We start from the raw sequence: 19,312 nt of genomic DNA on the forward strand, positions 1-19,312 counted from the left end.
CCTGCCATTGGACTACCCAGCACACGATCAGTCTGCCTTATTACAAACCATCCTGCGGTCGGTGTATGAAACGAAACTGTCTTCAATTGTTCTGGAGAAGTTCGAGGTCATGTCTTTCTCAAACTCGTGGATAGCAGATTCGGTCATGTCGCACACAAGCGTGTCGTAGTTTATGGTTTGGACAAGCACTACACCACCGCTCCCCGATAGGCTGTCTTTCGTGTCGACATTGCACGTCCAGCAATATTTCTTCTGGCAGCCGGTAGCGGCGATAGCCAGCAACGCAAATATCCACAGGTGTTTCATAGAAACCGAAGATACGTTTTCCTATCCTTGGCTAAACGCCGAACGAGGCTACTGCTCTTTAAAAATATCCTTATCCCATCCCCGGACATCGTAGTACCTGGGCTCAACAAGCATTAATTAATCTTCCTCCTCATTATCTACATGAATTTCAACCCGCTTTAATGAGGTAGCACTCTCGCCATAATAGAAAGAAACATTGTAGACTTCGACATTGGCATCAATACCAGTGTCTCCCTGCTCTGTTATCTGCACCCCGGGTATACTCGCGATCATATTCCTGTCTGTATTAGCCGTTATGCTCACCTCGTTTATGAACAGCGTGCCGGCAAAGACCGTCTCGCCTGTTGAGTCGGGCTCAGGTTTCATGATTATCGTCTTGAGTGTTGGGGAAGCAGTTGAAGAAAAATATACCTGTAGTCTTCCTGAACCGTAGCTCAAACGACTATTTCCCTCTTCAGTTCTGTCTTCTCTCTCGGGCTTTCCCAGCAACTTTACCAGGTTGGCGTATGTAGACGCGCTGGTAACTTTTGAGCCATTGATCGTCAGACTCTCTTTGGCTATTACGATCTCCTGGGAGAAAGCCGGCATCGACCAGAGGAAAGCAAGAGCGATTAACAGTCTTTTCATAAATAGTGTTTTAAAAATCAGCCTGCTACCTTCTATATAATAAACATATGCCAGCGCAGCCGCTGGCCTTAGTGTTCCAATAAAAAATGACGCCGGGCGCAGCCAGAGACGATGCCAGGCACCGGCTAGGTCAAGACATACCTGTAAAACCATCAGGGCTTTATATTATCTTTACCGGCAAACTATCAAACATTATGAAGCTCCAAGCCCTCATTCTAGCAAGCTGCGCTACGCTGCTCTTTTCGTGCAAACGCGAAAACACGGCCACCGTTGTTCCGGTCGATCCAAACCCGATGCAATACGCCATCAACGGTATCAGTGATAAAACCATCAGGTGGACGGACAGCATTGTCATGCCACTCTCGGTAGTTTACGGCAGCGGCAACCAGGAAAGACTAACACTTTCGGCTATCGAACTTCCAGCAAACATAACGGCCAAATTCGAGCCTGCATCTGGCATTCCTACCTTCTCTACCCTGCTTACGCTACGCAGCACTAACCTGACTGCCGGCAAGCACACCATCAAAATAAAAGCCACCACTGACAAAGACAGCGTTAAGACCTTTGCCCTTGTGCTGACCTCGAAAGGCCTGGAAGCCTGCTATGGCGAGCGCCCCGGCGAGTATACCGACCAAATGTACAGGAACAACATGCCCTATTTCTACACAGACAATACCGTGGTTGCCGGACCTGGTACCAACCAGATAACCATACAGCAGGTGCAGACCAGCCTAGCCGGGCCAATAGACATACAAGTGATCGTGAATTGCAGCAACTATACACTTACCGTGGTTGAAAAAGCTATAGACGGACTTACCGGCTACACAGTAAGAGGCTCTGGTAAATTTACAGACAATACACTCACTGTCGACTTCGCTTTGTGGAATGGCTCAACACAAGCAGAGAGCTATACACTTAATATGGTGAAGAAGTAACTCTTATAAGAAAGTTTAACGGCGCGAGTGTTCCATTGGGCACTCGCGCTTTTTTTTACCAGGCCATCCTCCATTGCCTGTATTTACTAAGCCAACCCAACCATTTCAAATTATCCTTTTGTCTTATCTGATATTAACTCACCATTAATATCGCTCTATGAAAAAACTGTTACTCCTTTTTGCCCTTGGCGTATACGCAGTCGCCGCTACTGCGCAAAATCTTTTACCTAATCCGGGATTCGATCAAAAGACGGCCTGCCCCACCGGCACAGGCCAGATGTCCAAAGTCGTCAACTGGAATAGTTACACACTCGCCAGTCCCGACTTCTATAACAGCTGCGATGCTACCCCAATGGGTTTTGGCGTTCCCACCAACATATGGGGAGTGCAATCGCAGCAAACCTCTGCACCCGAAGAGGCATACATCGGTGTGTTTACGCAGTTCCCCGGGCAAAACCCAAATTATAAAGAGTACATCCATGCCCGCATACCGGCGCTGCAGGTGGGGCAGCTGTATGAAATGTCTATAAACGTGTCGCTGGCCGATGATAGCAGGGTTGCTACCGATGGCTTTGGTGTTCACTTTTTTGTCGCTGGCGATAGCTTCCGCAATAATTCGAATCCCATCTACACCCCCAAAGTCTCGTACGACAGTTACGGGGTCATTACCAATCACACGGGATGGACCAAACTCACCAAGACGTTTATCGCCGACTCTGCTTACACACACGTTGTGATAGGCTGCTTTAAAAACGACACATTGCTGAATAAGGTGGTCATCACTCCGGGCTCTGACGATCTGGCTTATTATTTCATAGACGATGTAGAACTGAAGCTGATACCCGCCGGCATTGCAGACGCTGACATGCTGATGGATGGAGTTAAACTATACCCCAACCCCAGCACCGGGCTGCTGAACATAACACTACCGAAGGCGATGAGGGGAGAAGCGCAACTGGCTGTTTACAGCATGGTGGGACAAAAATTGTTTGAAACAACGATCACACCACAAAGCAGTTCGGTACAATTACCCTCCACCATAAACAACGGCACCTACCTGGTGCATATCAACACCGAAGCAGGCGCGAAGACGATACCACTTACGCTGCAGCGGTAATAACCACCTAACAGATAATAGAAAAAAGCAGGTCGCCAGAATGGCGACCTGTTTTACCTTTAACCAAAGTGCGGACTAAATAATATCTTAGTAGGTCAATGAACTTCGAACTGGTATTTGTGCTATGGATCGTGTTTGTGCTGGCAACAGGTGTGAGCGGTATTGTGTGGCTGGTGAAGGGGCTGCGGCATAACAGCAATAAACACTTTTGGCTCGGGCTGTTTTCACTCATCATCACTTTCACGCTGGTGTGGTTTGCAGTGTATGTCGTATCGCACATAGGCAAGATAGGTGGATAACACTACACGCAACAACAAAAAGAAAAACCCCGGAACAGGATGCTGCTCCGGGGTTTCATATTTAATAATGTAGTGGGTTAGTTACCCAGTGTACCACAGTGCGCAGTCCAGCTGCCTTTACTATACGGCGTAGCCAGTGAACCAGTGATATTGCCTTGCAGCATCAGCTTATCGCCATCCTTACTTACGGTATAAGTAGGCAGGCCATACTGAGCATCGAAGGTGATGGTGCTACCGCTGATAGTGCCTTTGTACAGGCCAACCTGGCCTTTGTATTCGCACATCCATACGCGGTTGGCAGCTTCGCCCGGTATGTTGCCTATGGCCAGGTCGGTCTCATCGCCCGATGCGCCCAGCTCTCTTACCCAGATACCCGTGTACGGGCTGCCGCCACCGGTGCTGCCGGTTAGTGTTACAGCAACAGGTTTCCGGTTTATGGTCATAGTAGGAGTAACATTGTCAATATCTACCTGGATGTCGTTAGAATTATTTTTGGTAGCAGTGAAGATCGCACGGTCTACAGTACCTGAATATGAATAGATCTCATCGGGGTATTCACCAATAAATATCGACGCCTTCTTGATATTAAAGGTAAATGGAACGTTGTCAGTCAGAGTAATTTCTTTGTTGGTCATCAGATCTACATTGACTTTTGTACCGGCAATGGTAAAATCTGTAACTGACACGCCAAAGTGCTCGGGCTCGTTCTCTTCCTCCTGCCACAGTCTGACTTTTGCTGTGTTACTGGTTGTTTCGTCTTTGCTACAGCTGGCAGCGAAAATAATGGGCAATGCGGCAATGAATAGAAGTAGTTTCTTCATCTTGGTCGTTTTGTTTTTTTTATAATGGATAATGAATAAACGGCGTTATAAACAAACGACAAGCGCTGTATATGAATTTCAGAATAATGGATTAGTTACTGACAATAAAAGTACTGCGCCGCCAACCAAACCGCAAGCGTAGATGTACACAATTCAAAAATTACCCAGTTCTGGGTAGTAGACAGCACCCCAGAACCGAAAAACCATACCAGTAAAGGAATTTCCCCCTCAAACTCTCAACATTTTATTGTAGCTTTGCAGTATTAGTGAAAAAGACCTGTGTGAGGCGTTCTATTATTTCCTTCCTCCCGCGCCCTTTTAGCAATAGCAAATCATCATCGTTAGGTATTGCCTGTGCATGCCCCTCGGTACAAACAAGCATACCATGAAAGTATTAGTAAGTAATCTGAATATATCCGCCACCGAGCAAGACCTCGAGATCCTGTTTGCTGTCTATGGCGGCCTGCAGTCGGTAAAGATCATCCGCGGCTACGATTCTTACGAGTCGCGCGGACTGGCCGTATTAGAATTTGAACACCGTACCAGCGGCGAAGCAGCCCTGGCAACGCTCAACAAAACGCAGTACATGGATCAGCGCCTTTCCGTAAGCGAGATAAGAGCTCCGTTCACTTTCTCAACGCAAACACTGATAACGAGCTACTAAGGATTGGTTACTTTAGTTGCTGTATGAACTATGAACTGGTATTTGTGCTGTGGTTTGTATTGATGGTGGTAACTGGCGTTATCGGCGCTATACAGATGACTAAAGGCATTCGCCATAACAGCAACAAACATTTCTGGCGCGGGTTGCTATCGCTCGCAGTTTGCTTTGTACTGCTATATGTTGCCTGGCAATTTGTGAGCGGCTTTAAAAAGATAGGCGGGTAATTGAGGCGCTAGGCGTAGCTTTACTCTATGCAGCCAAACATTCTTATCCTCGCAATAGTTGGTGTTGTAGTTGCAGCACTCATCATCTTCCTCGTCTGGAAAAACAAAAAAGACAGGCGCGCCTTCAACCCCGACTCGCAAGACGCCGTAGACAACCTGCATATGGACCAGGAAAAAGATGGAGATAAGGTGTGATTGCGACTATCATGCCATCAGAAATTCAAGCACGCTTTCCGAACCTGCTAACCAACAGCATAACCATGGTCAAAAAAACAAGAAACATGCTGAGATAATTTATTCCAACACGAACTGGAGCCAGCATAAAACTCAAATAGACAGCAAGCTCAACAAACAGCACCGCAGCTATTCGTTTCGTATTCCGCCAATACTTCAACGCAAATAAGCCCGTTAGAAAAAACACAGTCATTTCAATAGCTGCAGAAGCCGCAAAACGCCTTTGATAAACGGTTTCAAACAATGAATACTTATACAAAAAATACGCGAGCAGCAATATTGTTAGCACCAGCTTTGTTATTGACAGACTTCGCACAAACTGACCCATAGGTTACCAAAATAACAAAAAGCTCCGAGTAGTCTCCAATCTACCAACCATTCCAGCCTTGCAACTCCCCTGCCTATCTCCTATCTTGCCGTTCTAATATTTACGACCTACATGCGCTATACAATTACAATGATCGCGGCTTTCGTGGTACTGACCACTACTTCTTGTGTAAAAACCTACAACTGTGTGTGCAACGAAGAGACCAACACCAACGGTACCGTAGTAAAAGAAAGCAATACCAGTGAACTGAACATGCTGCGTAAGAAAGACGCAGAAGAAGACTGCAACATGGGCGATCAGACTATCAACGAGACCAACTTTACTTATAAAAAAGAGTGCGAGCTGGAGTAGTTTGAACTGCGGCTTTAACTGATTTTTGCTGAATTACCCCCTATCCCCCTAAAGGGGGAACGTTGGATTATATATTCCCCCTTTAGGGGGATAGGGGGTTAACACGATACCAACGAAATTGTCAGAACCGCTGATTTCTGAACTCAGATTAAACTGATTTGACTGATTAGGCTGACTGTCAGAACCGCTGATTTTTCATTGATTAAAATGATTTCGCTGATTGAAAACACAAACAGTGAAACACATGGTGCACGGACATCCTCAGCCCATTAGCGCCCCGCCTGTAGTGGGGCGCATAGTAATCCCCTACGTAAACAGCGTCTGGCTATCTTCTTGTCCTGCGGAGCGATTGGACAGGAAGTGTCTTTTTATTCATTGCATGTTTGTCTTTTCAAAGGCATTCATGAGTCGCTGCGCTAGTTCTCTTGTTTCTTTTCTTTTGGACAAGCAAAAGAAAAGAAAGAGATGAGAAGAGAAACACTGACGAACGGCTACGACGGTAAGGGATAGTCGCCCGGCGGAAAATCTGCACCAGTTAACGTTCAGTTACTATCTTGAGTATCAATTTAGATCGTTTTTTTGATGCGTAGCTGGATAGCATGTCTGCTGATATTGTGTGCCGCCTGCTCACCGCGCCGGGATTGCGAAAACAAGCCTGCCTTCAGGATCCCTTTTATTAAAACCGCTTATGCGAGCAACGCGGTTCATATAAAACCGGTCGATAGTTGCAGTCGCAACCTAGGCATGTTTTCGGGCAAGTTTCGCTTTGCTGATACCATCGTGCTGTCCGGCAAGCGCAGATATCTAAGCGATAGTGACTTTGTGGAATATGGTATTGACAGCGAGAGAGCAAGCGATGGGCTGCAGCTGGCTGTTGCCAATCACGCCGTAGTACCCGGCGACTCGAACCGCTCCTGTTACCCGGTATTTGTTTTTAATGAAACCAGTAGCCGGAAAATGCTCGACATCGCCAGCGGCATTAATGCGATACATGAAGCGCTGGATTCTTCAGGCATATGGAGACCTATAGAGTACAATGCAAAAATGGAAATGCTGCTATGTGGCACGGGGGCAGGAGCCGTACTTATAAGACCGCAGGAATTTGCCGTCTTCTATATGCCACGCTACACAGGGAGCTACCGCACAAGCCTGCGTGTGCGCCTCTATACGAATGAGCATGTATACTTGTCGCCGCCGTTTACTGGTCGGATTAACTATAGCCAGTTCTATCTTAGCAAGGTATCGCTTCCACATGCACATTTTTTCCATCGTTCACTTCATATCATCAATAGCGCTTTTTTTGGTGCAGCCCCGCTGGGCTACCAGTTGCAAAAAGATTAGCACCAACTGTTGCACCCAACCACCAAACTAACAAACTTGATAAAATCAATAATTTTTCGTATTTTTGCTATAATAAAACCACGCCCAATGCCCTACCAGAAAACAAAAATTTTTCCCGCGCGAAAGTTTGATTTTTCTATACAAAACTAAACATTTCCAAAAACAGCGTCTGATTATCAACCACTTGCAAAACCCATTCCTGTATAGGTTTTAGTGCAAAATCGTCGCAAAATGTATCAATAGTTATACAAACTATCACACAAATGAACCCTACTTATGCTTTCCACCACCACCGCCGTGGCCACCGCCACCCTTCGGCGGTTGACCGCCTCCACCACCGTGGCCACCACGTCCACCACCACCACCATGCTGTCCGCCGGGTTGTGATATACGTTGCTGATGCGGCTGACCACCGCCGCCGCTGTGCCCACCACGTCCACCACCGCCGGGTTGCGACACACGTTGCTGATGCGGCTGTGAGTGCTGTATATGCTGTTTGGCAGGCTGTGCTTGCCGCTTGGGTGCAGGCGGCCGCGATTGCCTTACGTTCTGGTGTGCGGGTCTTGAACTGCGCTGCGGTGCAGAAACTTTATGTTGCTGTCGTGCAGGTGCAGCGTGCCTTGTCTGTTTTGCCGGCGATGATTGTTTGCGCACCGGATTCATGTGCTGCTGCCCACCACCATGATCGTTTTGCTTTGCTGCAGGCGGCGCTTTGTACTGCTGGCGATTACCGTGATCGTTGGCCTTCTGGTTGCCGGGTGCATTACCACGATGACTCTTACCACCCCAGCTCTGCATCACCTTGTCGGGCGATGGGCGCGCACCTTTGTCCTGCTTCACTGCCGGGCGGTACACATGCAAACCATCGCGCTTACGTCCCATATCCTTCACCTTCGCTACATCTACTACATGACGCACATCCAGCCGCTTGCCGGTGGCCTTTACCCACTCATGGGGCCGCGGACCATAAATATACATATTGCCCGACTTACCCCTGTACACATTCTTAACGAAATTGGTATATGGAAGTAACCCTGCATCAACCACCGGACCGCGCCAGTACTTGTTCACATGCTTATCGTATAGGCGCCCTTGCGGCACAAACACCCACCAGTCGTTTGGCGGGTTGTAATTGTTCAGGCCTGTGTTTATGCCAAGACCCGGCAGCAGCGGCGCCCAGCCGTAAAAGCCATTGCCCTGCCGCCACGACACCTGTGCAGGCGCCCAGTCGTAACCCGGCACCCAGGTCCAGCCGTAGGGATTGGTATAGGCCCAGTTGCCATAGTGGAACGGCGCCCATCCCCACGGATAATCCGACACCCAGGTGTTACCCACATCAGTGGGCACCCAGTTGCCATTGGTATAATATGGGCGAAAATTATCATCCACATCGGGCACCCATGCATAACCATAGTTGGGCGTATTTACCCAGTTGCCATAGGGCGATAACTCATCGTAAAACTGCTGGAAACTTACAGGGGTTGGTGAGCCGTAATTTATTGAGGGCCTGTTGCATGTGCGCAACATCACCAAGCTGAATACCATCATCACTAATGCCTTCATCACTGTGCTGTTTAGATCGCGATAATAGGGATAAAACCTGTGCCATGGGCGGGTGCGCTGCTACAAGGCAACATTGCAAATACCGCTACGCGTCAGTATCTTAGGCTCAATACTAAAGCATGAAACTCACCCAAACCCTGCTGCTCACACTGCTCATCACGCTTACAGCATTCACGGTTGTTGGCTACACCGCCTGCAAGAAAGACCCCTGCCGCGACGTGACCTGCCTGAACGGCGGCACCTGCAGCGATGGCATCTGTAAATGCAAAGCCAACTATACCGGCCCACGTTGTGAGAAAGACTTGTGTGCGAAGGTGAACTGCCTGAACGATGGTGTGTGCGTAAGCGGCCAGTGCCAGTGCGCCCCCGGCTACGAAGGCGACAGCTGCCAGGTGCGTATATCGGGCAAGTTTGCGGCCGAGTGGGTGGGAACAGGCCAGTGTGCCCCGCACCAGTACGACGTTAGCTATATACGCATAGAAAGTGCATCGCCAACAAGTATAACGGCACACCTGCCGGGTATAGAAGCAACCATGACCGGCAACCTGACATCATTTACCACGGCAAGACTATCGAACACGGCACTTACCAACACCATGACACTCGACAGCGCCAACCTCACCTACATGCCACAAGGCGATCAGCTGGTGATAGATTACTTCATGACCGTAACATCGTCCACCAACACCTACCAGCTATACTGCACGGGAACGTATAAGCCACTAACAGGGAACTATAATAGCGGTGCGTTGCAAACGCGGAGTGAGTAGCTATGGCACCAGCCGCACCCACTTCCCGTATACTTTCGAAAGACTTATGTGTCCCTTGCCGTTGCCATCGTATTGCTGAAGCTCCATTTCTTTAAATACACCGAACTGGAAGTACGACGAATCTTCGTCCTTCAAATAAACATTGTCTGCTATCGGTACCCAAACCGTGTCATTAGGGGTAGTGTACGACGCATATAAACTATTGACGCCATGCCCGCCTTCCCAGAACTGCTTGCTTTCGCCAGGCTGGTTATTGGCCTGATCAAGCAGGAACCAAGCACCTTTCGCGCGTGAGAAAGTGTCAGGGATGTACACATCAAACAGGGGGGCATCTGCGTAGGACACGGTGTTATTTAACGTCTTGCCGTGTAGCGGCGCAGCAAACTGCATATCCGGATGCCCATCGCCATGCCAGACATATCCGGGTCCGCCCCATACTCCATTCACGCCATTCATTGACACGCCATGCCTCACTGACTCATTACCGCTCTTAATAGTCGCAATAGAATAATAGCCTTTATTGCTGTATTCCACGCGATAATATTGATCGTAGCCCAACTCTTCTTTCTTACAGGCTGCAGCCATCAATGCCAGGCCAGCAACAGCTGCGATAATATAGTTCTTCATAGTTGTAATCTTACTTCCGTAGCTCACACCCGTACACTTGATTTCCCAGCCATCCATCTACCTTGTAGGACACCAGCTTCCTGTAGCACTTCGGTACTTCATCAGAGCAAGAGTACTCAAACTCGTGCGACACTTCTCCTTCAAACTTCATCTCTGTGACGCGATGCACTTTGTTGGCTCCCGGCAGTATCAGCTCTACATCTCTTCCTTCACCATGCACCAGGTCCATTTGCGGGCTAAAATATTTTTCACCACTATTGTCTACTGCAGGGTAAAAAGGGTTATGTGTGCTGTCATTCCCCGTATAATAATGCATGGCTGTGGCAGAGTCGATAAACTCTGAATCAGTTTGGTTCTGAAAATTGGTACCGGCTGCATACCATCTAATAATGATCGTATCGATCTCCTCCTGAGTGTAACCATACAGGCGTACCCCTAGGTTGCCAGAAGGCATGCATTTCACCGTTTCTTTGCAATGATGAGGTAGTAACCCGCAGCCACTCAGCATTGCCATAACTAGAAAGGCATATAAGTATTTCATAGCGTAAAGATATATTCAGCCAACCGCAGTTACCATGCCAGTTTTTCGCATCAGGGTGCACAGCAGGAATTTTTACCAACAAATGATATTAGCTCATAAAAAAATCCGGATGCCCATTTTCAGAACATCCGGAAACCCCTGTAAAAAAAATTGTCAGTGCTTATTTGAAATACTCACCCGTGCAAGTATATGTTGTAGTGCCGTAGTAAGTGAACTTAAAGGTCAGCTTATTATTCTCCAGCGTAAACGTACCACTTATCTCGTCGGACGTTTTGTAAGGCTGCCTAGTCACCTCTATGGTGTTAGACGATGTGATAGCGCCGTACATAGTATAGTTGCCCTGCACACCGGTTATCTTCACATCTGCCGCAGTCACGCCCTTCTCTATGGTTATGTTATAAGGCTGCCATGGCCATTGCTCCACCTCACAACGCTCTTGTCCATTCCATTTACCCATGAACTTGTTTACCATCGGCGTTTCGCAATTAGAACCTTCATATCCTGCAGGACACAAACATTTACCATCCTTGCAAGTGCCGCCGTTCCTGCAGTCTACATCGCTGCACGGAGTCTTCTCGCAGTTGACACCCACAAACCCTGAAGGGCAGATACACTTACCATCCTGGCAGGCACCACCATTCAGACAAACAACATCGGCACAGGCATTTTTGCAAGCCGTGTACGTAACCACGGTAAACGCGGCAACAGTCAGCAGTGCCGCCATAATAGCTACTCTCATTGATCTCATTATATGAATTGATTTTTTGGGCGGCAATAATACACCGCACAACACAGAGATAAAAACACATCAACGCATATATTATGTACCTAAGAAGAAGTGTCTGAACCTCAGATCAGTCTGATTATACTGATTAATCTGATTCATAAAAAAAGAAGCGAAACACAAAACTGGCATGAGCGAATTAGGCGTTAAAAAAATTCATAGAACGAAGTGGCCGCAGTGAAAGGTCTCATAGAGAGAAGCAAGATTGATCTCAACATTGCCAAATAGAAATCGCCTGCAACATAGTAAGCTATTTCACTGCAACGAAGTGAAATGAATTTTTAGCCGGTTTCGCTAAGCCTTGATCTTTTCTTTGTTACTTTCTTTTGCATCAAGGCAAAAGAAAGTAAGGACGAGTGGCGCACAGAAGCTTAAGAGATAAAACAAAATCTAATAACATTGCACACCCAAAACAAAACCCCTATTTTATCCCTTGCATGAAAAGAACACTACTGGCGCTGCTGTGCCTGGCGCCCAGTCTATGCTTTGCACAGAGCATAACTGTAAACGGAAAAGAGGGATACCACAAACTAACATGGAACGACTACAGGGGAGCAGCCGATACAACCAAACACTACCCGGCTATGACCCACTGCAACATCACCTGGAAGGTTGACACCACGCGCGCAAAGCAAAACAAAACCGCCTTTCCGCCGCTGAAGGTAGTGGTGGGTTTTACCGACCGCTCGTGGGTGAACACAGAGCGCGAAGCCACACCCGCAGCACTACGCCACCAGCGGGGCCATTTTGATATAGCCGTAGTGTGCGCCGCCGACCTGCAACAAAAATTCAACGACACCACCTTCGATGTATTTGAGAACGCCATGCCGGCCATCACCCGCATGTATCAGGAAACACTTGCCAAATACGAACGCATGCGCAAGAGGTATGCAACCGTAACCGCCAATGGCAAGAACACCAAAGAGCAAGCCACCTGGGATACTTACCTGGATAAAGAAATAACCCGCTGCCTGAAACCGCCTGTGGGTAGCTAACAAGACCTAAAACAAAAAGGCTGCGCAATGTGCGCAGCCTTTTTAAAATGACATAGAACTGTTAATCAGCCTTCACTACCCTTTCACGCGCAATGATTGCACCATCTGCGTTGATGCTGATGAAATAAATGCCGTTAGCACCATCAACACTGGCGTTGATAGAGCGCGTGTTGCTGTATGCAGTCTTAGACACTACAGCACCAACAGCCGATGTGATCGTTACCTCTACATTGCTGTATTGTTTGTTCAGCTCTATAGAAAGCGCGCCGGTTGTAGGATTAGGATAGATCGCAGCTGCTGCATGTTGTACGTCTGATACGTCAGTACCTATTACCGAAGTACATACAGAAGTATCACCACAACCACCTTGCATCACTATCACGGCGTAGTTGCCGGTAACGGTAGGTGCAAAGGTTTGCGCGGTAGCGCCGGCTACAGGACCGGTGCTGCAATTGATCCATTGGTACGTTGCACCGCTCGCGCTTGCTGAGAGTGTCGAGCCAGCCAGCGACACACCGGTATTCACCGCAGCACAACCCGCTACCTTCTGCACAAATCCATCCGTATTGCCCGATGTGAACAGGATAGTAGTGCCCGGGTTGTTCATATTGAAATCGGTCATGTAGTCGAAACTACCGCCGGTATACACCGCACCAAGGTTGCTTATTGCTATGGCATTGCCTATTGCATATTGACCAAGGCCACCACCTATGTGCTGCGCCCATTCAAGGCCACCACCGTTGTTGAACTTTACGGTGAAGGCTTCGTTATAGGTATTGATACCGGTGTTGAAAGTAACCGTGTTAGGTGGCACGCCAAAAGTGGCGTTCACTGCGAACATCCCTGTTGTGTAGATCGCACCTGCAGCATCGGTAGCTACACCCCACGCACTGTTCAGGCCGTTGCCGCCCCATGTGCGCACCCAGCTAAAGGCACCGGTACTCGTAAGCTTGAGCAGGTAAGCATCGATAGCTGTGGCAGTCTCATTGTGCACGCCAGCGCCGGGATCAAAATCTACAGTACCGGCATATCTGCCGGCAACAATAGCATTACCTGCGGCGTCAGTGGTCACATCAAAGGCACGCGTTAGTGTTCCGGTGATATTGCCAACAAGGCTTACCCAGGTAAACGCACCTGCATTTGTTAGCTTCAGCACATAGGCCGTAGGTGAGGCTACCGCGGTCAGAATATGCGTACCACCATCAGGGTCAAAATTCACATCCCCCCCAAACTCACCAGCCACGAATATGTTGCCGCTGGCATCCAATGCAAGGTTGGAATATGCCAGTAAGCCGCCAGGACCACCAAGTGTATAGATGGCCTTTGTCCACACGGCAGCTCCGTTGCTGCTATTGGTCTTTTCTATCTTTACCTGGCTGCCTGCGTAACCATCACCAAAACTGTACACCATATACAGGTTATTAGCCGCGTCCAGTTTTATATCGCAGTCGTTTACAAACTGCTGGCCAGCCGGAGATTGCCTTTGCACAGCCCATACAAAATTGCCTGCTGCATCCAGCTTTACTACAAACAGGTCTTGTAGAGTGCCAGTGCTCTGCGATGTCAGGTTGTTAACGCCGGCACCGGGATTGAAATCTACCGTGCCGCTGAAATAGCCTACCAGGTACACATTGCCGCTGGCATCGGTTCTTACTTTACGTCCGTAGTCGTGGGCGGCGGCACCAAATGTCTTCGCCCACAGAAAACTGCCATTGGCGCTTTGCTTCACAATAAAAGCATCGCGGCCGCCAGCAGAAGTGAAGTTAAGCGTACCTGCGCCGGGGTCAAAATCGCCCGTGCCCTCATACGAGCCGGTGCTGAACACATTGCCCGATACATCGGTAGTGACACCCATCACATCATCGGTACCGGTGCCACCCACCTGTGTGGCCCATTCAAAATTTTGCGCACTGCACAATGTCGATTGCAGCGCAATAGGAATTAATAGCGTAAATAGTCTTTTCATGAACATGGTTTTTAAAGAAGACTCGTAATATACGGAAAGCGTTGGAGATAAAGATGCACGAACCGACGAAGTAAAAGCAGCGGGATCATTATCTTTAAGGCAGCTATGAAGGCTTACATCTTAACAACCCTCCTTTCTTTATCCACGATTCTCGCAACGGCGCAGGTGGTGGCGATTCAAAATGACAGAAACAATACACTGATGCTGTGCCTGGACAATCCGCTCACGATAGCCGTATCTGGAATGTCGCCAGATTCCATTTCGGTAAGCACCGATAATGGAACTATTGAAAAAGATAAATACAATGAGGGGCCAGGGCATTATACTTATCACGCAAAAAAAGTCGGCAAAGCTATGGTCTATGTGAAGAAACGGACAGGCAAGGGTCGCGAAACTATTATTGACAGCGTCCTATTCCGTGTTAAATCCCTGCCCATTTCTCCTGCAACAGTTGGCGGGAGTAAGAACGGAACCATAGCCCAGGGAATGCTGATGACACAAAGGAGCGTAATAGTTTGGGTTGACTGTTGCGATATAGAGGCAATGCTGACCGTAACCGGCTTCACCATTTCAATATCCAGGAAGGGAAAAGAAATTTTCAGAAGAAACATGCAGGGACCTTTGTTTGATGATGTGATGGTAGATTTCTTTCACACGCTGATGAACGGTGACCTGGTGAGGATTGAAAACGTGATGGCCAAAGATTGCAACGATGAACTGCGCCCCGCCAAACCGGCAGAGCTCACTATCAAAGATGCGTACCAATACCGCAAGGTAAAGGATACACCAGGGATTGATACAGTCATGGTAGAAGATCCGGTGACTGGCGAAGCGATAATGAAAATAACCGGTCACAGCGACAGCACCTGGATACAGGTGAAGAAGTATTGAGAAGTCTGAACCTCAGATTAGTCATGATCAAACTGATTATTCTGGGCTCCGAAAACCGGCATGAGCGACGAAAGCGCAAAGAAAAAAGTTGAAACGGAGCGACCGCATTGAAAGTCACAATAGCGATACCGCGCCGATATCAACATTGCCGGGCACTTACCACCGCAATCGATAGTAAGCTATTTCAATGCAGCGTAGTGAAAACTTTTTTTAGCTTGAGTCGCTAAGCCTTGAACTTTCTTTTGCTTCTTTTCTTTGGTTCAAGCCAAAGAAAAGAAGAGATGAATAAAGCACAACAGATAAGACACGTAACTAATGCGATAAAGATCAAGCCGAGCTGCGCGTAAAATAGTCATGCAGCCCTATCTTTACACAGATGAAACCAACTCCACCAAGAGACAGGCAGATATACCACGGCGAAATAGCCGACTATTGGTTCGACAATAGCGGTATCCTGATATCGCTATCGAAAGCGCCGAAGCGTACGGTGGAGAATATAACTGCTAACGTGGCATTGGTGAAAGAAATAACCGGCAACAAGCCCGTACCTCTTCTCATCTATCTCTGCGACTCTCCTATACCCGATAAAGAAACACGTAAGTTTTCTACCACGCAGCTGCCTGTTATTTACAAAGCCATGGCTATGGTATCAGAGCCGGGACTATCCAGTTTCATCATGAAGATATTGTTCGCACTAAAACCATCACCCATACCTATGAAAAGCTTCACCAATGATGCTGAAGCAAGGGAGTGGCTGAAGCAGTATTTGTAGAACAACCTCTATTTCATCTACCTGTGGTAAGCGCCACTACATTGTAAAACACCATCTTTAGAGCGGTAGCTGTAGTTGAAATGCAACTGAGCGTTCTCATCCCGCACCATTGTGCCGCTTAAGGTTATAGTATCATCGTAGTACCGAAGTGTCTGCTCCGGTATCTTTATTTCAGTTGTCGATACTATATCGGCATCCACCGAATCGAAGAGATTTCGAATACCTCCGATTCTAAGTTTAAGAATTGTGGCACCGCTACCAATGTGGAGCCCATACGTTTTCTTAGCCTGCGGATCGCATTCTTCCGGTCCACCCCATACCCCAATGAATTTATCTTTGGTGAAGATCTCGCAATACTGGCCTTCATGGCCCGGTGTGCAGGCACATTTGCCATCAACACAGGTACCTGCCCAGCGGCAGTCTGTATCCTTGCACTTTATGCGTTCGCAGTTATTGCCTTCAAACCCCGTAGGACATTTACATTCGCCGCCACTACAGGTGCCGCCATTAAAGCAGGCTACATGTTTGCAAGAAGGTTTGCAGGCTGAATAAAAAACCAGGGAAAAGACGAGCACAGTGCATAGTGCCGCCATACAGGCAGTGGGCAGGTATTTCATAAGACAGGTTTAGATACTGTTAAGTTAGCACAAAGCCTGTACCAAAGCAAGTGGGCGTGTCTAAACCGCTGATTAAACCGGCTTAACTGACTGGCCGATTCTTGAAACCGGCATAAGCGACGAAAGCGTTAAGAAAAATGGTGGAACGGAGCGACCGCATTGAAAGTCACAGTAGCGATGAAAAGTAGAGATCAACATTGCCCGGCACATACTACAGCAGATGATAATAAGCTATTTCAATGCAGCGTAGTGAAGACATTTTTTAGCTTGAGTCGCTAAGCCTTGAATTTTTCTTTGTTACTTTCTTTTGTTTCAAGACAAAAGAAAGTAAGGACGAGTAAAGAGATAAAGACGAAACGATCACAACCTATAATCCACCCCAACCAAAAACGGGAAAGAAAGAAAACCATTGCCTTTGTAAGTGCCGACCATATTGGCATTGAGATCATGCTGGGTCATTTCATACGCAGCGCTGTTGTAGCGCGCGCCGCCTTCCACAAACACCCCTGGACCTTTGCCTTTCAATATCCTCATGCGGGCGCCTACCTGCAGCCCGGCGCTTATACCCCACTGGGCCGGCACATACTCGGTGCTGCGGTACGACTTCATCGGCGACCACGACACCTGCGTCTGGCCCGTGCCCAGTAGTATGGGCCCGCCATTCAGCCCGTAGTATAGCTGCAGCGGACCCATGTTGCGCACCAGGTTCACAAACAGGTATGGATTCAAAATATCGGAACTGTAGTCGTAATGAGTGCCTAGTAATGTAGTTGCCGGCAAATTGCCACTCAATTTTGTACTGTAGCTGTGGTTGATCTCAGTAAGCAACAGGCCTACGCCTACCTGCACCTTGCGCAGCTCCACACCCAGCCGGCCGCCATAGGCAAACTCGGTGAAGTTGCTGAAGTTATCGAACTGATCGCTCACACCCATGGGCGCACCGTTGAACTGCATACCGCCATGCAGGCCTATCATAAACTTTTGTGCAGAAGCGGCAGTACAACACAAACACAGCAAAAGGGTGTATACAGTTCTCATAATGCTAAACTAACGAATGGAGAGGGTTTTTTATTGTAGTTTAAACTATCGCATCTGCCATTACCATCAAACAAAAAAGCGCAGGCATAACACCCACGCTCTTCACTTATCTGTCAATTGGTCTATTGCTTCACGATAGTTTGTGTGTGCACCACGTTTCCATCATCTATATGCAACAAATAGCTGCCCGGCGCCAGGCCTTGCACATCGATCGTAGTGTTGCCGGTACATTGCACTGTGCGACATAGTTTGCCAGTCATATCCAGCAGTGTAACGCGGCAGGTTTGCAGTGGTGTATTACCGAAAGTAATGGTCAGCTTGTCGTGCACAGGGTTAGGATATATCTGCACCTTCGGCAGTTGCGCAGCATCGTGAACAGAGAGTGCCTGTGCAAACGTTTTCTGATCGCTGTTCAGTATGGTGCGCTGCTTATCATTGGTGTTGTATGCCTGCACCAAACCTATCAATCGCAGCTTGCCGGTATTATAACCGGCCGGTATGGTGTAAGTAAATTCGTAGTCGTGGTACTCGCCGTTCTTGATGGCAGCAGGCAGGCTGCCTTGCTGTCCCCATGAGCCACCCACCATCGATCGCAGCACATGTTTGTGGTAATAGTTGTTCACATCGGGCGCCGACGACTGGAAGCCCTTTACATCGTCTTCCGTCACATACAGGTTGAAGCGGTAGTCGCCACTGTAGTCGGCAAAGAAGTTGGCCGCTACTTTCACCTTCAGCTCGCGCGTGCTCTCGTTATAGCTTGTGCTTCTGAACCACACCAGCACCGGCTCATAATACGCCGCTCTTTCGCCAAACTCCCTGAGCGTGTCTTTACCATTCTGGTTGACGAACATATGTCCCCAATCTTCCTTGAACGGAAACTTGAACCTATCGTACAGTGCCATAGGATGTGCAAAGCCTCCATACTGCGCATCAACAGCAGAACCTTCAGTATTGTACAGGGCATCGTTAGCACCATTGTAAGTTTGCACTATGGCATAAGCAGGGTTTTTACTCACAAAGGTGTCCAGGTACAAAGCAGCGGGATAACAGGGTGCACATCCCTGGTGTTTGAACACCTCGAGCACCACATTCTTCTTGGGTAGTGTCTGGTGCACTTTGATCACCTGCGTTACCGTGTCATTGGCTGCGTTATTGTCCAGCGGGTTGGTTGTCTTTATCCACGCCTTCAGCGTATACATGCCGGGCGATGGCAGGCTTACGGTAAATGCAGCATCGCGTACCACACCAAACGGACCGCTCCAGTATAGGTTGGAGGCATTTTTGGTAACCGTTTGCGGCGTGCCGTTATCGAGCCGCCAGCCTATGGTACAATTATTAGCGGCGGCGGCACCTTTTCGCTCGAAGGTAAACGTGAATTTGGGATTACCGGGAACCTGGTTTTCCAGCGGACTCACGGCAACGGCAGCAAAATCTTGCGCCAAAGCGCTGTGTGCCAGCAATATAGCTGCCACAAAGGGAATAAGTTTCTGGTTCATTAGGT

At 48.2% G+C, this 19,312-nt stretch carries 23 protein-coding genes; 12 read left to right on the forward strand and 11 right to left on the reverse strand.

Annotated features, from left to right (window positions below):
- Nucleotides 1–27: 27 nt before the first annotated feature.
- Both P2W83_RS17525 and P2W83_RS17530 read right to left on the reverse strand, forming a co-directional pair.
- Nucleotides 28–306, reverse strand: coding sequence for a hypothetical protein (locus P2W83_RS17525; RefSeq protein WP_276135072.1), 279 nt, complete (start codon nt 304–306; stop codon nt 28–30).
- A 117-nt stretch (nt 307–423) separates the two neighbouring features.
- Complete coding sequence (locus P2W83_RS17530; protein WP_276135073.1) at nt 424–933, reverse strand: DUF7738 domain-containing protein; 510 nt, start codon at nt 931–933, stop codon at nt 424–426.
- Between the two features lie 194 nt (nt 934–1,127).
- On the opposite strand from P2W83_RS17530, the gene P2W83_RS17535 reads away from it, so the two are divergent.
- From P2W83_RS17535 to P2W83_RS17545, 3 genes are all read left to right on the forward strand, one after another.
- The gene (locus tag P2W83_RS17535) at nt 1,128–1,868 is read left to right on the forward strand and encodes a hypothetical protein (protein WP_276135074.1); all 741 of its coding nucleotides are present in this window, start codon (nt 1,128–1,130) and stop codon (nt 1,866–1,868) included.
- 157 nt (nt 1,869–2,025) lie between these two features.
- On the forward strand, nt 2,026–2,985 hold the full coding sequence (locus P2W83_RS17540; RefSeq protein WP_276135075.1) for a T9SS type A sorting domain-containing protein: 960 nt from the start codon (nt 2,026–2,028) through the stop codon (nt 2,983–2,985).
- A gap of 98 nt (nt 2,986–3,083) precedes the next feature.
- Nucleotides 3,084–3,284: a hypothetical protein gene (locus P2W83_RS17545; protein ID WP_276135076.1), complete on the forward strand. Its 201-nt coding sequence runs from the start codon at nt 3,084–3,086 to the stop codon at nt 3,282–3,284.
- A gap of 77 nt (nt 3,285–3,361) precedes the next feature.
- On the opposite strand, the gene P2W83_RS17550 is transcribed toward P2W83_RS17545, so the two are convergent.
- Entirely contained in the window at nt 3,362–4,105 is a 744-nt protein-coding gene (locus P2W83_RS17550; RefSeq protein ID WP_276135077.1) for a hypothetical protein, read from the reverse strand.
- Between the two features lie 385 nt (nt 4,106–4,490).
- Here P2W83_RS17550 and P2W83_RS17555 point away from each other — a divergent pair, with 385 nt between their 5' ends.
- The 5 genes from P2W83_RS17555 (at nt 4,491) to P2W83_RS17575 (ending at nt 7,247) form a co-directional block, all read left to right on the forward strand.
- Nucleotides 4,491–4,769, forward strand: a complete 279-nt coding sequence (locus tag P2W83_RS17555; protein ID WP_276135078.1) for an RNA recognition motif domain-containing protein — start codon at nt 4,491–4,493, stop codon at nt 4,767–4,769.
- Nucleotides 4,770–4,792: 23 nt separating this feature from the next.
- A complete protein-coding gene (locus tag P2W83_RS17560; RefSeq protein WP_276135079.1) occupies nt 4,793–4,993 on the forward strand; it encodes a hypothetical protein in 201 nt (66 codons plus the stop codon).
- A gap of 27 nt (nt 4,994–5,020) precedes the next feature.
- Nucleotides 5,021–5,188 (forward strand): FeoB-associated Cys-rich membrane protein, encoded by a 168-nt coding sequence (locus tag P2W83_RS17565; RefSeq protein ID WP_276135080.1) that lies wholly within the window; start codon nt 5,021–5,023, stop codon nt 5,186–5,188.
- Between the two features lie 478 nt (nt 5,189–5,666).
- Entirely contained in the window at nt 5,667–5,906 is a 240-nt protein-coding gene (locus P2W83_RS17570; RefSeq protein ID WP_276135081.1) for a hypothetical protein, read from the forward strand.
- Between the two features lie 582 nt (nt 5,907–6,488).
- Nucleotides 6,489–7,247 (forward strand): hypothetical protein, encoded by a 759-nt coding sequence (locus P2W83_RS17575; protein WP_276135082.1) that lies wholly within the window; start codon nt 6,489–6,491, stop codon nt 7,245–7,247.
- A 270-nt stretch (nt 7,248–7,517) separates the two neighbouring features.
- On the opposite strand, the gene P2W83_RS17580 is transcribed toward P2W83_RS17575, so the two are convergent.
- On the reverse strand, nt 7,518–8,810 hold the full coding sequence (locus P2W83_RS17580; protein ID WP_276135083.1) for a DUF6600 domain-containing protein: 1,293 nt from the start codon (nt 8,808–8,810) through the stop codon (nt 7,518–7,520).
- A gap of 119 nt (nt 8,811–8,929) precedes the next feature.
- On the opposite strand from P2W83_RS17580, the gene P2W83_RS17585 reads away from it, so the two are divergent.
- Nucleotides 8,930–9,580 (forward strand): EB domain-containing protein, encoded by a 651-nt coding sequence (locus P2W83_RS17585; protein WP_276135084.1) that lies wholly within the window; start codon nt 8,930–8,932, stop codon nt 9,578–9,580.
- Here P2W83_RS17585 and P2W83_RS17590 read toward each other — a convergent pair whose 3' ends face one another.
- The 3 genes from P2W83_RS17590 to P2W83_RS17600 all read right to left on the reverse strand — a co-directional run bounded on the left by P2W83_RS17590 (nt 9,581) and on the right by P2W83_RS17600 (nt 11,496).
- Nucleotides 9,581–10,207: a hypothetical protein gene (locus P2W83_RS17590; RefSeq protein ID WP_276135085.1), complete on the reverse strand. Its 627-nt coding sequence runs from the start codon at nt 10,205–10,207 to the stop codon at nt 9,581–9,583.
- A 10-nt stretch (nt 10,208–10,217) separates the two neighbouring features.
- The gene (locus tag P2W83_RS17595; RefSeq protein WP_276135086.1) at nt 10,218–10,748 is read right to left on the reverse strand and encodes a hypothetical protein; all 531 of its coding nucleotides are present in this window, start codon (nt 10,746–10,748) and stop codon (nt 10,218–10,220) included.
- A 160-nt stretch (nt 10,749–10,908) separates the two neighbouring features.
- Nucleotides 10,909–11,496, reverse strand: coding sequence for a calcium-binding EGF-like domain-containing protein (locus P2W83_RS17600; RefSeq protein ID WP_276135087.1), 588 nt, complete (start codon nt 11,494–11,496; stop codon nt 10,909–10,911).
- Between the two features lie 473 nt (nt 11,497–11,969).
- Here P2W83_RS17600 and P2W83_RS17605 point away from each other — a divergent pair, with 473 nt between their 5' ends.
- Complete coding sequence (locus P2W83_RS17605; protein ID WP_276135088.1) at nt 11,970–12,527, forward strand: DUF922 domain-containing protein; 558 nt, start codon at nt 11,970–11,972, stop codon at nt 12,525–12,527.
- Between the two features lie 61 nt (nt 12,528–12,588).
- Here the strand turns inward: P2W83_RS17605 and P2W83_RS17610 are convergent, their stop codons facing one another.
- A complete protein-coding gene (locus P2W83_RS17610; RefSeq protein ID WP_276135089.1) occupies nt 12,589–14,493 on the reverse strand; it encodes a T9SS type A sorting domain-containing protein in 1,905 nt (634 codons plus the stop codon).
- A 105-nt stretch (nt 14,494–14,598) separates the two neighbouring features.
- Between P2W83_RS17610 and P2W83_RS17615 the strand changes: the two genes are divergently transcribed.
- Both P2W83_RS17615 and P2W83_RS17620 read left to right on the forward strand, forming a co-directional pair.
- Complete coding sequence (locus P2W83_RS17615) at nt 14,599–15,384, forward strand: GldM family protein (protein WP_276135090.1); 786 nt, start codon at nt 14,599–14,601, stop codon at nt 15,382–15,384.
- A gap of 376 nt (nt 15,385–15,760) precedes the next feature.
- Nucleotides 15,761–16,156, forward strand: coding sequence for a SpoIIAA family protein (locus P2W83_RS17620; protein ID WP_276135091.1), 396 nt, complete (start codon nt 15,761–15,763; stop codon nt 16,154–16,156).
- A 17-nt stretch (nt 16,157–16,173) separates the two neighbouring features.
- On the opposite strand, the gene P2W83_RS17625 is transcribed toward P2W83_RS17620, so the two are convergent.
- From P2W83_RS17625 to P2W83_RS17635, 3 genes are all read right to left on the reverse strand, one after another.
- Nucleotides 16,174–16,773 (reverse strand): hypothetical protein, encoded by a 600-nt coding sequence (locus P2W83_RS17625; protein WP_276135092.1) that lies wholly within the window; start codon nt 16,771–16,773, stop codon nt 16,174–16,176.
- 360 nt (nt 16,774–17,133) lie between these two features.
- Nucleotides 17,134–17,811 (reverse strand): hypothetical protein, encoded by a 678-nt coding sequence (locus P2W83_RS17630; RefSeq protein WP_276135093.1) that lies wholly within the window; start codon nt 17,809–17,811, stop codon nt 17,134–17,136.
- A 122-nt stretch (nt 17,812–17,933) separates the two neighbouring features.
- Nucleotides 17,934–19,307, reverse strand: coding sequence for a T9SS type A sorting domain-containing protein (locus tag P2W83_RS17635; protein WP_276135094.1), 1,374 nt, complete (start codon nt 19,305–19,307; stop codon nt 17,934–17,936).
- Between the last annotated feature and the right edge of the window lie 5 nt (nt 19,308–19,312).

The sequence above is a fragment of the Polluticoccus soli genome (genome assembly GCF_029269745.1).
Lineage (GTDB): Bacteria > Bacteroidota > Bacteroidia > Chitinophagales > Chitinophagaceae > Polluticoccus > Polluticoccus soli.